The sequence below is a fragment of the Rickettsia typhi str. Wilmington genome, assembly GCF_000008045.1.
Classification (GTDB): Bacteria; Pseudomonadota; Alphaproteobacteria; order Rickettsiales; family Rickettsiaceae; genus Rickettsia; species Rickettsia typhi.
In genome coordinates this window covers 587533-602754 of the sequence record NC_006142.1, presented here as the reverse complement: position 1 = coordinate 602754, position 15222 = coordinate 587533, and the positions used below count along the sequence as shown (strand labels likewise).

The following is a 15222-nucleotide window of genomic DNA, read 5'->3' as shown; positions in this document are numbered from 1 at the left end:
ATTTAGATACAAAAATAATGATAAAGATACTATTCAATCAGATTAGTGTTGTATTTTAGATATACATATTATCATTATAATAAAGCTTTTATTTATGAAGACATGACTAAAATTAATTAATACTAGTCTTACTATTGCTAAAAAGCATTATTTCATTTATTTTAAAGCTATTTTCGTTAAATCAAATTTTGATATGTCACAAAAATTAAGTTTCTGGTCTGTATTTGCATTGGTGACAGGTAGTCAAATCGGTACTAGTGTTTTTATATTACCGTTAAGTTTAGCACCATTCGGTGTATATAGCATTTGGGGTTGGGTTCTGTCATTATTTGGTGCTATGAGTATAGCACTTGTATTCTCTTGTTTATGTACAAAATTTCCTAAAACAGGTGGCCCTCACGTTTATGTACGAGCAAGTTTTGGTGAGACAATAGCGTTCTTTACTGGTTGGACTTATTGGATTATATCCTTTGTCAGTACAAGTATAGTTGTTATTTCAGCAATAGGTTATTTAACGCCTTTTTTTAAATCACAAAAGATTTTGGATTTGATATTACAGTTAATATTATTAGCTGCTATTGCAATTTTAAATCTAAAAGGCCCAAAAATAGCAGGAAAAATAGAGTTTTATTTAACTCTATTGAAATTTGTTCCACTACTTGTAGTAGGTTTAGCTGCATTATCTCATTTTAATATAGATAATATAGTCATTGCTCAAGAAATAGAAAACTTAACTATTCCGACTATTATGGGAAGAGTTGCACTTTTGACTTTTTGGGGATTTATCGGAATAGAGTGTGCAACTACTACAGCAGGAACAGTCAAAGATCCAGCAAAGACTATTCCAAGAGCCATAATAATTGGAACTTGTTGTGTAGCGTTCTTATACATTATTAATAGCATAGGTATAATTGGATTAATCCCAGCTTCTGAACTTATTAATTCTAAAGCTCCTTATGCCGATGCTGCTACATTATTGTTTGGTGGTACATGGTCAAAAGTAATTACAGTTATAGCTTCTGTTATATGTATAGGCACTCTTAACGCTTGGGTTCTAACTAGTGGACAGATTGCACTAGGACTGGCAGAAGATGGGTTATTGCCACAATTTTTTGCTAAGAAAAATAGTAATAATGCTCCAACTTATGGAATTATTGTAAGCTGCCTTGGAATTACACCATTATTATTCTTTACCTCAAATAATAATTTTGCCCAGCAAATTACTCAAATAATAGATTTTTCTGTAATAGCATTTTTGTTTGTTTATTTAATTTGTAGCTTAGCTTTCTTAAAACTAATTTTTAGTTCAAAAGAAAATTTCTCGTATTATTATTTATTTGTAGACATAATATCGATTATCTTTTGTATTTGGGTCATTTATAAAACACCTTTTGAAACTCTAATTATAGCTTGTTCTTTTACTATCCTTGGTATTCCTGTATATTATGGATGGTATAGATTAATGAATAGAATTAAATTATAAGTTACTTGTCCATTGTCTCCATTTAGTATTTTTTTATATACTGAGATAAAGTTGTTGTATATAGTAGTGAATATGAGACACGATCGGATTAATCTACTTAGAAACTTATTCATAGAATATAATGTAGAAGGTTATATCATACCATCTAATGATAAATATATGAATGAATATGTACCTGAGTATGCTAAAAGGCTTGAATATATAACAGGTTTTACTGGCTCAAATGGTATAGCTATTATATGTAAAGATACTGCATTCTTCTTTACTGATGGACGTTATTTAGAGCAGGCAAACAAAGAGTTAGATTTAGAATTTTATAAAATTTTTGATTTAAAAGATATATCTAAAACCTTAGATAAAAATATTAAAATAGGTTATGATCCTCAATTATTTACTTACCAAGTCTTATCAAATTTAAATATCAATTTTCATAAAATAAATGAAAATTTAGTTGACAAAATTTGGTATAACCAGCCTCTAGAACCAAATTCTAAAATTTATTTACATGATATTAAATTTGCAGGTGTTAGTCATAATGATAAAATAAATAAATGTCGTGAAACAATATTATCATCCAGCAGCGTGACCGTAGATGCAAATAAAAATAACAATGACATGCTAGTCATTCTAGATATTGCATCTATATGCTGGTTATTAAATTTGCGTGCTAGTGATGTAAATTATGCACCTCTAATGTTTGCAAAAGTTATACTCACTCCTACAAAATTATATCTATTTATCAACCCTATAAGAATTGATACTGAAATTATTAATGCACGTCCTGAAATCACGGTTCTACCGGAAAAAGAATTTGAAAATATTTTAAGAGATAGTAAGAATAGATATCTTATTGATGACAGTATAACATCAGTTCACATAATGGATTTAATAGCTAATAAAAAAGTAAAAAAAATCTTAGAACCTTGTTTATTACCAAAGGCTTGTAAAAATGATATAGAGATTAAAAATGCAATTGATTTTCATATTAAAGATGCAGTGGCTTTATGTGAGTTTTTTGCTGAGTTCTTTTTATATAATTCAAGTGAAAACATGGATTCTTACTTTTACAGTCATGAGAGAATAACAGAATATTCTCTCTGTTTAAAACTAACAGCGCAAAGAGCAAAACAAGATGGGTATGTTTCTGATAGTTTTCATGCTATTTGCGGATTTCAAGAAAATAGTGCTATTATTCATTATAGAGCTAACCCAAAAACTGCTAAGAAAATTGAAGGACATGGTATACTACTGATTGATTCTGGTGGTCAATATAAAGGTGCTACCACTGATATAACTAGGACAATCATTATAGGTACACCAACATGTGAACAGAAAAAACGTTATACACAAGTACTTAAAGGACATATTGCTTTAGCTAAAGCTAAGTTCCCAAAAAATATCGTAACAGGAGCAAACCTTGATATACTCGCACGGCAATATTTATGGCAAGATATGATAGATTATCCGCATGGTACTGGGCATGGAGTAGGAAGTTTCTTAAGCGTTCATGAAGGTCCACATAGTATAAATCTTAGCAATAAAATCATACTTAAAGCAGGTATGATCTTATCTAATGAACCTGGGTTTTATATTCCAGGAAAATATGGTATTAGAATTGAGAATTTAATATATATAAAAGAAAATAAAGAAAATAATGGATGGCTTGAATTTGAAACCTTAAGTTTAGTACCTTATGCTAGTAAATTAATTGATATGGAATTACTTAATATTGATGAAATAAATTATATTAAGGAATATTATAATAAAATTAGAGCTCAAATTTATGATTTGTTATCCACACAAGCAAAATATTGGCTTAATAATGAAATAAATTTATTTTTATAATCATTATTATAATTGACGTTTACGTTATTTATTGATATAAGTTCTATTTCTATATTTTACATTGGGACGTCGCCAAGTGGTAAGGCAACGGTTTTTGGTATCGTCATGCGGAGGTTCGAATCCTCCCGTCCCAGCCATGCTCGTTTAAACTATAATGTTTATTTTCCATAATACATATTATAGAACAATTTCATTGATGGTGCATTCGATTGGATTTGAACCAATGACCTTTGCCTTCGGAGGGCAATGCTCTATCCAACTGAGCTACGAATGCAAATTGGAGATTCTCACTATCCTGAATTAATAAGAACGGTATAAAATAAATCTAATAATCGAAAATAAATAATACTTATAAATATTCTGAACGGGAATTTTATTTAATAAATTATTTGCTTCATTTTCTAAGCTACTCAAATAATTCACTGTTTCATTGTAAATTGCATGTTTTAACATTAAGTCACGTATTTTTATAAAGTCATCTTTAGTACGCTTATCAGATTTAATCATATTTTCCAGCCACAGCTTCTTATCTTGCTCTAGTTTATGATATAAAAAAATTAGAGGTAATGTTACTTTGCCTTCTAAGAAATCATCGCCGATATTTTTTCCTACCTGTTTATCACTACCTAAATAATCAAGTAAGTCATCTATAACTTGAAATATCGTACCAAGCAACATACCAAAATCCTGTACATCTTCAGAAACACGATCGACCTGCTCTGCTATAATAGCTCCGACTTCACAAGCAGCTCCAAATAGCTCAGCTGTTTTAGATTTAACTATTTGCTGATATTCATCTATAGTGATAATACGTCGCTCATTTAACTTAACTAATTGCACAACCTCTCCTTCTGAAATAATAACCGAAGCTCTAGCTAAAACATTCATAGCTTTAATACAGCCAGAAGCAATCATTAACTTAAAAGATTGACTAAATAGGAAATCACCAACTAAAATACTTGTTTTACTTCCCCAAATAACATTAACTGTAGGTTTAAATCTTCTTAAAGTGCTATCGTCTACCACATCATCATGAAGCAAGGTAGCGGCATGAATGAATTCCACGGCACTTGCAAGTTTGATATGATTATCTCCTTTATAATCAAACATTTTCGCAGTGATTATAGTTAAAAGTGGACGAATTCTTTTACCACCTGCCTCTAGTAAATATTTACCGACCTTTTCTATTAATTCTGTATCACTTTTTAAACAACTAATAATTAAATCGTTTAACTGTGTTACTTCCTCTTTTAAATCTTGTTGTATTTTTACTATAATATTCATGATATTTTTTATTGCTAAATTCCAGTATTTAGTTGTAATATCATAGCTTAAACAGCTATATACACATTTCGTGATCAAATCACTGGGTTACAATATCAGATAACACACATTCCTCTAATATTTTTTGATTAATACTTGGTATTAACTCAAGAATTTTTTCTTTTATGTTTGCTCCAGGCTCCATTTTTTTTACTGCTGCTTGATATAAAGATAAATAATACAAAGGTATGAGTTTATTAATATCATCTATAGTACCTATCTTAGCTTGCTTTAAATCTGATAAATCAAACTCATACTCAATGCTAGCATCAATTAAATTAGATGAATTAGGGTGGTCGGATATAGTTTTTAAAAATGATTGCAAAGCCTCTACATATACTACTTTATTCTCTTTAGATAAATTTTTAAAACCCACTACTCCATATATATATGGACTTAAAATCTCTATTATTTTAGAGTAATTATTAATTACTATTATACCTTTACTGTACGAATCTTTAAGGTCATTGACTATAGTTTCATTTGTTATATTAAATCCTGACCTGTTAGAATATAAACTTAAAGCATTTATCTGTGCTCTAGTTAATTTCTTTAATTCTGTAACTAAATTAATATTTAAATTAAAATGATATTGTCTTTCTTCTAAAATACTAAAATTATATTGTTGATTATTATTTAAAATATAAACTAATTCATTATTAAAATCTTTATATATTTTATTATCGGAAAATTTAAACAAATCGGTTTGCTTTTGCTTATCATAATATTTTTTTATAAATTCTAAAAAACCTATTATAAAACCAGATTTTAGCTTAAATTGCGATTCTATCGAGAGATGAATATTACTATTGCCAAAATCGTTTAACTGACCTTTATATAATAAATTCATATTATTTTCAAAATTATTACTATTTATTTTTGCATTATTAACTTTAATTGTTAAATCTTTACCAACATCTTTAAAATGCAAACTACTCGTACTAATCACGAAATTACCAGAAAATTTAAAGTTATGATGCCAAGCTGGTCTATATAATAATAATCCTGCAGGTATTATTCTATCTTCAAGATTACTTTGTATTATTTCGGTTTCATAATAAAATTCTAATTTTTGTGGTATTTTGTCAAGAAAATCCTGTTTACTTGTATAATACTGACTCTTATCAAATAACATAGTAAGTATAGTATTATCTTCTTCATATAATTTTTGATTGTCTACTAAGTCAAAAATTTGTGTCTTATCTGAAATAAATTTAATATTTTTTATTAAATTTAGAAATTCAAATAAATCTTTTTTTAACCATACCATTTTAAATAATTTTAAATTTAATGGTATCTTAGCTGATAATATACAGTTCTCATTATGAAATCTTACTCCAAATCCTCTTTGCACAGGCTTAAATTTTCCTAATGCTTCTCCAGAAAAATTTATAAATAATTTCTGTTCAAATAAATCATAACCTATATTTATCGGTGTAGTAAATTCAATCGCTCTATTAATACTCTCTTCTTGCCAATTAATTACCATAATACCTAATTTAAAAGGGAAACCATATGGCCGGACTTTAGAAAATTTAACGAGATATTGCTGATGAAGATTATTATTATCTTTTTCTATATTAAGATTTACACCGGAATATTTTTGATTTATAGAGCGTGACAACGAAAACATAATAACAAACCACAACCCACTATATACTAGTACAATAAATATAATTATAAATAATATTATTATAAGAATTTTTTTCATTTTTAATTAACATTAATGCATGATTTTTTAGTTTGTAATTGCAAGAAAAAACTTTTGATTTTACTAAATCAATCCGGTAACAAATATTTCAATGTAGTATATGATTATCCACAATGAAGTGATACTATTATTTACACAGCTTTATATATTCCTTATTTAATTTTATAATATTCCAAATCCATAAATTCATCATAACTATAAAAATTACTAGTAAATATATTATAATAGAATCAAAAGTAGCTGTTGGAATAATAATAAATATTAAAGACTGAATAAATGCTCCAAGCGACTTACCAAATTTAGTTCCTATTACCTCTACAGCAGCTTTGCCCTTAGTTCTAAGTTCTAAAGATAAAGGAATATATGCCATTTCTTTTGTTGAATCGAATAGTGAATATTTAGACGATTTACTAAGTATGTTTTGAATTGCTCCGACAATAATCGCTACATATAGAAGATTAAAATCACCAAAACATGTACCTATTTCTTCAATAAAAATTATAAAAATAAAAAATATGAAGCCAGTAATAGACAACATAATAGGAGTTAATAATGCAGAAATGAGCCAACCGAGCCTTCTAAGAATATTGCTACCTATTATCATGAAAGTAACACATGAGATCCCCATCCAAATATTAAACATGCCCATAAAATTAACATAATCTATAGTATTTGGATGTAATTCTTTTATTTTAGCTTTCCAAGGTCCTTCAACTATATTTATTAATAATCCATAACAGATTATTAATAATGCAATACGACCGATATATTTTGAATGAATTATTAATTTGATACTTTCAATTAATGCAAGTTTTGTTTTTGTTCTAGCAGCAGCTTTTTTTACATCTAAAACATTTATAGCATTAGTTAAAATAAATCTATTTATTATTCTAAATAAAAACATAGCAATTATTCCTGCAGTAACAATAATTGATATGATTGGCTGGAGTATGATAGAATTGCAAGAAGATGAATTAAAAGAATCTGTTAATAATTCTGAATCAATGATGTATTGCCCACTTGAAAAAAAAACAAGTACGCTGCCGGCTATTATAAGACCGATATTACCAATCATCCCAAGAACAGGATAAAATCGTTTAGCTTTAGCAGTATCAAAAATGTGATTAGCAAATTGCCAAAACATTAAGTTTATAACTACTGCACTCCATAATTCTGAGAAAATATACATCAGTGCATAACTCCATTTACTACCTATTTTAATAAACCATTTTAAATTAGGGTATGAAGCAATTAAATTATTAATCATTGCATCATTAGGATGATAAATATCTTGATTCGGATAAATAATATAGGCAAATAATAAGAAAAATAGTAAAAAAGTACCGACTATACTGTAAAAAATATATTCAAAATTTAATTTATTACTAAGCTTAACGTAGAGTACTGTAAAAATTACGCACGAGGGTAATACTAACCATAATTTTAAGAAACTAATAATTTCAGCACCCATAGATGGGACTACTAAACTATCTTTTATAGATCTTAAAGCCCCAAAATTAAACAGGATACATAACATCATTAAAGCCATTGGTATAAATAGCTTTAATTCTTTCCTTTCTATAGGCCAAATTATTTCTTTAAATTTTTCAAAGAAAATTTTAGGCGGTAACATTTTTATTGTAACATTACATATTAAAGTTAACTTTTAAATCGCTTAAGTTCTAAAGTCAATTAAAATCATCAATTTATACTACTCCAAGGTGTTATTTCTCTATATTGCCAATAATATTGTGTAATCTTATCTAATTTATCATGATTGGTTTTCCATAGTTCTTCCTTTTCAATAGTCCATGGCTTAGGTCCTGCATAATGTAAAATGAAATAAGAAAAATAAGGACTTTGATGCTCAAAATATGTACAAAAATTCCATCTCATCGATAATGGATAAAGATAATTCTGAAATGCAACATTTAGTAAATCTTGGTCAGGCAAAGAAAAATCACATTTTGAATTTTTTAAAGTTTCTAAAAGCATATTATTATATTGCTTTTCTCGCATATTTTTTAAATTTAAAAATACTATACCACTATTTTTATAAGAATGAGCCACATTCCTTTTACAGTCTTCTTGTACTTTATGAATACAGTATGTAATAGCTGTATCTAGACTACATGCCGCAACATAATCATTCATATCTATTTTTTTTAGAGAATTCAAATCACGTAGCACTACAATATCGGCATCAAGATATAATATAGAATCTAGATTAGGAAAAACTTTATCAAAATATAATCTATACATTACTAAACTAGGCCAATTATCTGCAAATTTTATTTTCTTATATGTTAAAATTTTATTTAATATATTGTCAGGGAAAGTAGTGAAATCTATAGAATAATCTCTGATATATTTCATAGAAGATAATTTGTTTATTGACTCTTGACTAATAGGATCATTAGAATCCATAACAATATGGAATCTATAAAAACTATCTAAATCACTATTTAATAAACTGGAAGCTATTACTGCACCAGCATGAATAGCATATCTATCATTAATAGTTAATGCTATATCTAGTATGTTGTTTTGTCTGATGCCAGTTAATTTAATGACATTTTGTATCTCTTTTATTGCACGCTTGTAATCAGTTCGTATAGTTTTTTCATTAAAAGATGACCTACCTAGTACATGAATTAAGCTCAACCTATATAAACATCTAGCAGTAAGTTCTGGTATATTAAGAGAAATTAAACTATTTAAAAATGGAACTTCATCTTCTGTATAACCGCTATAATATTTTAGTAAATCATCATCATTTTTTAGTGCAAATATTTCTTTTACTTTCTCTTTGTAACCTAAAATAATGAGTTTAGCTAAATTAAATGCAGCTTTTTTAGTATATAAAGTATCTAAACTATAACTACCGTTTTTAATCGCTTTATATTGTTGAACTAAATTAGCATTCTTATCTAGAGCAAAACGTAGTAAGCAATCATATCCCTTTGCTACATCTAAACGTACCATTCCATCTTCTACTTGGAAAGAGCAAATTTTTTCTAATCTTGCTTTATCTTTAGCATTTAAAGATTCAATATCTTCTAATCGTTCAAGTACTAAATCAAGATTCAATTGATCTTCACGTATTGTACTATAGAATTTTTTATAACTATAAGTTCCAATATCCATAATACAATTTGTATTTTTATGCATTCTATAATTACTTATAAAAAAAGTGGAAATAACAATTACCATTAGAAAAATAAAAAAGAATAATATTAAATTTGTACTAGGCATTTATATTTTATCAAAATTAATGTACAAATTTTAACAATTAAAAATAAAAAGAGCAATAAATATTGCAAATAGCAATACCTCTTTTCTTAGAACACTATAACTCCTGATTCATACATGATTTTCTCGTGTTTGAAAAATATATGTTAAGCATTATTTGAAAATAGTGAACAACAACTTAGATTAATGATTATTAATAAAGGCGAGGCTGAGGCTTGGCATTAGAGATTGCAAGAAATAGCCGATCTTTATCTTGAATTAGATTAAAGAAAATGCTAAAATATTATAGCAAACATTTTTTATTGTCATTTAAACGAGAATTAGCAATTTATAAATAGCTTAGTTTGTAACTGGATACAACAATGTAAAAAAGTAAAAATTACTTTAGCTCATTACTAATAAGCACATTTGAGAAAAAATGATAAAATAAGCAAAATTCAAATATTATCATATTAATGCATCAAATGAACAGAGTACTCACATTTTTGTATATTATTTCTAATAGGCACTTATACTAAAAGTGCATATATAAAATTCATGTTAAAAAACTCTCATGTATGTATTATAATTTGGTTATTTGGATTTATTAGCGGCTTTAATATAATGATTACCGGTAATACTTTAAATTATTGGTTTGCTAAAAAAGATATCGCGTTGCAAACAATTGGCATATTATCATTCATAACACTCCCATATTCTATTAATTTTTTGTTAGCACCAGTTTTTGATACAGTACAAATTAAGTGTTTAAACAAAATATTAGGTCATAGATTATCTTGGATTTGCCTAACTAGTACAACATTAATATCTCTTACATCTATTCTCAGCTTTCTAGATCCTGGTACTGATCTAGTATTATTATCATTTATTGCTTTTATTATATCTTTTTTTAGTGCAACACAAGATACTATACTAAGCGCTTTAAGAACAGAAATAGTTCCTAAAGAATTACTTGGATTTACTTCAGGAATATATATATTCGGTTATCGAGTAGGTATGCTTTTAGCAAGTTCTGGGGCTATTTATTTATCTATTTATTTAACATTTAATAAAATATATCAAATCTTTGCTTGTGTAATATTTGTTTATTTAATTTTACTTATTCTAGTTTCAAGATATACCAATTCTGTTGATGTCATAGAAGAAAATACATCTTATTTTTATGTTGCACGATGTTATACGATGGAAGAAATGCACCTAAAAAATGAGTTTTTTATAAAACATTACTTTAATTTTTTTAAAAATTGTATATCCGCCTATTTATTAAAGATTTTCTCAGGTTCTCACGTCTATAGGAATGATATAAGCTTAGCATACTTCATTGTTCTTATATTAATTTTTCTAGTATTATATAGATTACCAGATAACTTAATTAATGTTATGATTAATCCGTTTTTGCTTCACCTTGGATATAATGCTTTCGAAATCGCAAGTGTTTGCAAGTTTTGTGGTGTTATAGGAGCTATAATCGGTGGACTCATCGGTGGTATTATTATGAAATATAAAAATATGTTATATAGTATATTATTATTTGGTATAATTCACGCTTTAAGTCATATTTTATTTATTTTGCTTGAAGTAAACGGTAAAAATTCTTTAATATTATTTATTACGATAGGAATAGAAAGTATTACTGGAGGTATGACTATGACTGCATATATTGCTTTTATTTCTTCACTTTGTCAAGGTAAATTCCGCGCTACTCAATATTCTTTGCTTTCATCGATGATGGGAATTTCACGTTCAATTTTCCCTATAATTTCAGGCTATATGGTAGTAAATTTTGGTTGGCAAAATTTCTTTTTATTCACTACTATTATAACTATTCCATCTTTATTAATATTATTAAAAATACAAACTAAACTATAAATAACTTTTGACATGAAATTAGTACAATTTGGAAATACGGAATATTTTTATATTTCATCAAGAAACAAAACATCTAAAATTATTGTCAATATTAAATATGCATACATTATAGGTACGATTATGGTCATAGGTGCAGTACTTAAGTTACATTATAACTTGTATAGTTATATCTTAAATATGATTATAGATTTTAATATCAAAAAGCTAAATAAAGATAGTACCATTTAAACCATAATGCATAAAATAGTTTCTATTATTATCAATTAATTTTTATATTATAATACAAATGAAATCGGTTTTATTGACTAGAAATATTCAAGAAAATAAGGAAACTATACAGGAAATTAGTAAATATAATTTAGATTTACGTTATATTCATTGTGCTTTAATTAAATATCAAACATTAGATTTTAATATTAATATTTTAAACAATTATTCAAATATAATAATTACCAGTAAATATGCAGCAAGCATCTTAGCAGATTATAACTTACAACAAGATATTTGGGTAGTAGGTAGTAAAACAAAACAATTATTGGGTAAAAAAGTAATGTATACCGCTAAGAACATTGCGGATTTGATTCAACACTTTCCAACTGATTTATATAAACATACTATATATTTATCTTCAAATGAAATTACTAAAGATTTACCTCATAAAATAGCTAGACATATCATTTATAATGTAGAATATTTAAATGAGCTGCCAATATCCATTATACAAGAGTTTGAAAAAAATATTAGATTTTTTTCTAAAGTAGCTTATAGAAACGAATTTAAAGAGAACATAACACGTGACACCACATCGTATAAAAAAGTAGATGATGATCATAGTCTAGGTCCAACATATCCTCTAGAAGAGCAGCTTGGAAAGATGTCCATTGATTTTATTTTACTTTACTCTCAGAATAGTGCTAAGACTTTAGTAAGATTATTATTACAAAATAATTTACTACAATATTTACAAGATAGTCTAGTTATAGCAATAAGTTTGAAAGTCGCAAATATAGTTAGACCTTTTATAAAAAATGTAGTTTATTGTGATAATCAAAACTCTAACGATATAATCAAGTTATTATACGAAAATGCAAAAATTCGATAGTTTATTTAAAAGTAGAAACATCTTTTTTATAGCAATAGTAATATTTATCTTGTCTTCTGTGATTCTTTATCATAATAGGTCTGATATTTTAAAATTATTTAAAATTGAAAATAAAGATTTAAACCAAATTACTGCTCAAGAAATAGAAAATAAAGAAAATGCTATTTTAGAAAAAAAAGAATACGAAACTATATTATCTACCAAGTCGTTTTTAAATTACGTAAATTTTTTAAAGTCCTCTAAAACATCGATACTGAATTCTGAAGGTGATAGTGTAGAAGCACCTATTAAATTAAATTCTGTAAATTATACAGATTACTTATTAAATGTCAATCTATTAGTATATAATTTTACACAAGATAAGGATTATAGTAAAGAACTAAGAATACTCAAATCCTATCCATTACCTCAAAATATAAGAAATATTTTAAATAATTTAGAAAAGTATAATAATAATTATCTTGTCTCTAAATTAAGTAGTACAGTAGTAATTTTTCCTACACAACATAAATGGTTAGAACAATTAATAAAAATTGAGAAAAAATCTTCTGCGATTATAGCAAAAGAACAAGATAAAACTCTAATTTTAGAGAAATTAAACTATCTAATCTATTTTCTGTATTCAGAAAAATTTATGCAGGAGTTCGTAAATAAAGATGTTTAGGTTATTATTAATATCTATTACTTTTTTAGTGCTATATTCCGGATTTACTTTTATAGAGCACTTTAATTCAAAAGTTGTCATTAGTTTATATAATTATAATATTGAAACTACTTTATTCTTGAGCGTTATTTTAGAATTATTACTATTAGTATTTTGTTTTATTATTATTAGATTTCTAATCATAATTATCGATTTACCAGCTACAATACATAATATTTTTAGTAAACGAAAAATTAATCATGATAGACATGCTTTAATTTTGGCTTTTGCAGAATATATTATAGGTAATAAGATGAAAGCTGCATCTATAGCACGCAAAAATTTATCTTCTGATGATCTAAAAGATTTTCAAAAATTCTATAATTTTATCTTAGCCATAACTGCAGATGATATCGATAGTAAAATTTTTTATTTTCAAAAACTTATTACGTCTAAAGAATTTATTTTTTACGCCAGCAAAAACCTTGCAAAACTTTATTATGATAAATCTTTGTACGATAAAGCAGAAAATTATGCGATAAAAGCTTATAATTTAAATAAACTTGATAGTGACAATTTAATTATCTTAATGCATTGTTATGCTAAACTTTCTTTATGGACAAAATTTATTTTTATAACAAATAAACTAGCAAAATTTCATAAACATGAATTTATACCAAAAATTACTCAGTATTATCTATTAATCGCGAAGCAAGAAGTGAACAGTAATAATACTGCTAATGCTATAGATTATTTGGAAAAAGCTATAGATTTAAATTTTTATAATGACGAATTACTAGAATTTTATTTTAATTTAAATGATAAGTTAAGTGTTGATCAAAAGACTAAAATATTAAAAAAAGCTTTCCGTATTACCCCTTCTTTAAGATTAGTGCAGCTATTTAAAAAAATCACTTCTCTATCAGATAAGCAAATTTACGAAGAATTAATTCAAGTATTAGATACGAAAAAAGACAAAATATTCATTTTGGCAATAGAATCTTATTTAGAATTGTAACATTCATTTTATTATTGGCCTGTGAAAAGCACAGGATGATTATAGATATTGAAGCACACAAATTTGTAAGGACATTAAGTATAGATTATATACATTAACAACATAACAAAACTAATATAAAAATAATTTCTTTTGGTTTTTATTCTTGTCTTCATTTACATTATTATGTTGGTGATAATTAGATTGGATTGTTATTAAATAATCATTTATTGCTTTCGAAAATTCTTCAGTTTTATAACGAAAAAAATGGTCAGCACCATTGATAATTTTATAATCAATTTTAATGTGCGATTGTTGATTAGATAATCTATTTACTAAATCTTTTACATCATCTGCAGATACTATACTGTCATTATCTCCCTGTAATATAAAACCTGGAATAGGACAAGGTGCAAGAAATGAAAAATCATATTTATGAATTGTATTAACTGGTGGTGAAATGGCAAGAAAATGGTTTATTTCTGGACGTCGCATTACAAGTTGCATAGCTATCCATGCTCCAAATGAAAATCCTAATATTAGATTAGACTGAGCATTTGGGTTATTTTGCTGTAACCAGTCAAGAGCTGCTCCTGCATCAACAACTTCACCGACGCCATTATCAAATTTACCTTGTGATCCCCCTACTCCTCTAAAATTAATACGTAATACAGTATAACCATTATCTACTAAAATTTTATAAGCATTATAAACTACTTTATTATTCATATTACCCTCATATAAAGGATGAGGATGAAGCACCAATGCAATAGGAGCATTAGGCGAGGTCGCTTTGGCATATCTTCCTTCAATTCGTCCTTCTGGACCGTTAAAATAAATTTGCGGCATAATTATTTATAATATTTAATTTATATAATATTTTACCACTTTTTCTTATTAGTGCAACTATTCTTATAGCCAAGTTACTATGCATTAAATTTCTTACATAATATAGCTAATTAGTGTAAGTTCATCAAAGACACTATATATTACAATA

11 protein-coding genes and 2 tRNA genes are annotated in these 15222 nt (G+C 26.5%); 7 read left to right on the top strand and 6 right to left on the bottom strand.

All coding sequences use genetic code 11. The features are described 5' to 3' along the window. The first annotated feature begins 193 nt into the window (after positions 1-193). The 3 genes from RT_RS02355 to RT_RS02345 all read left to right on the top strand — a co-directional run bounded on the left by RT_RS02355 (position 194) and on the right by RT_RS02345 (position 3465). Positions 194-1483 carry an APC family permease gene (locus RT_RS02355; protein ID WP_011190926.1) on the top strand — a complete coding sequence of 430 codons (1290 nt, stop codon included), beginning with the start codon at positions 194-196 and terminating at the stop codon, positions 1481-1483. Between the two features lie 72 nt (positions 1484-1555). Next, positions 1556-3328, top strand: a complete 1773-nt coding sequence (locus tag RT_RS02350; RefSeq protein WP_011190925.1) for an aminopeptidase P family protein — start codon at positions 1556-1558, stop codon at positions 3326-3328. A gap of 62 nt (positions 3329-3390) precedes the next feature. Continuing rightward, positions 3391-3465 (top strand) — tRNA-Gln (locus RT_RS02345). 60 nt (positions 3466-3525) lie between these two features. Here the strand turns inward: RT_RS02345 and RT_RS02340 are convergent. The 5 genes from RT_RS02340 to RT_RS02320 all read right to left on the bottom strand — a co-directional run bounded on the left by RT_RS02340 (position 3526) and on the right by RT_RS02320 (position 9533). Beyond that, positions 3526-3602 (bottom strand) — tRNA-Arg (locus tag RT_RS02340). 26 nt (positions 3603-3628) lie between these two features. Beyond that, positions 3629-4612 carry a polyprenyl synthetase family protein gene (locus tag RT_RS02335; protein WP_011190924.1) on the bottom strand — a complete coding sequence of 328 codons (984 nt, stop codon included), beginning with the start codon at positions 4610-4612 and terminating at the stop codon, positions 3629-3631. Between the two features lie 79 nt (positions 4613-4691). Next, entirely contained in the window at positions 4692-6362 is a 1671-nt protein-coding gene (locus tag RT_RS04560; protein WP_011190923.1) for a hypothetical protein, read from the bottom strand. 127 nt (positions 6363-6489) lie between these two features. After that, positions 6490-7995 carry a nucleotide exchange transporter Tlc3 gene (gene tlc3, locus RT_RS02325; RefSeq protein WP_011190922.1) on the bottom strand — a complete coding sequence of 502 codons (1506 nt, stop codon included), beginning with the start codon at positions 7993-7995 and terminating at the stop codon, positions 6490-6492. A 68-nt stretch (positions 7996-8063) separates the two neighbouring features. Continuing rightward, positions 8064-9533, bottom strand: a complete 1470-nt coding sequence (locus RT_RS02320; RefSeq protein ID WP_172580148.1) for a glycosyltransferase family 8 protein — start codon at positions 9531-9533, stop codon at positions 8064-8066. A 618-nt stretch (positions 9534-10151) separates the two neighbouring features. Here RT_RS02320 and RT_RS02315 point away from each other — a divergent pair. The 4 genes from RT_RS02315 (at position 10152) to RT_RS02295 (ending at position 14246) form a co-directional block, all read left to right on the top strand. Beyond that, positions 10152-11483: an AmpG family muropeptide MFS transporter gene (locus tag RT_RS02315; RefSeq protein WP_011190920.1), complete on the top strand. Its 1332-nt coding sequence runs from the start codon at positions 10152-10154 to the stop codon at positions 11481-11483. 286 nt (positions 11484-11769) lie between these two features. Next, entirely contained in the window at positions 11770-12585 is an 816-nt protein-coding gene (locus tag RT_RS02305; protein ID WP_011190919.1) for a palindromic element RPE1 domain-containing protein, read from the top strand. Beyond that, positions 12569-13249, top strand: a complete 681-nt coding sequence (locus RT_RS02300) for a hypothetical protein (protein ID WP_011190918.1) — start codon at positions 12569-12571, stop codon at positions 13247-13249. Before RT_RS02305 ends, RT_RS02300 begins: the two co-directional genes overlap by 17 nt. Further along, entirely contained in the window at positions 13242-14246 is a 1005-nt protein-coding gene (locus tag RT_RS02295; RefSeq protein ID WP_011190917.1) for a tetratricopeptide repeat protein, read from the top strand. Before RT_RS02300 ends, RT_RS02295 begins: the two co-directional genes overlap by 8 nt. Before the next feature lie 111 nt (positions 14247-14357). Here RT_RS02295 and RT_RS02290 read toward each other — a convergent pair whose 3' ends face one another. Continuing rightward, a complete protein-coding gene (locus tag RT_RS02290; protein WP_011190916.1) occupies positions 14358-15074 on the bottom strand; it encodes an alpha/beta hydrolase in 717 nt (238 codons plus the stop codon). Positions 15075-15222: the final 148 nt, after the last annotated feature.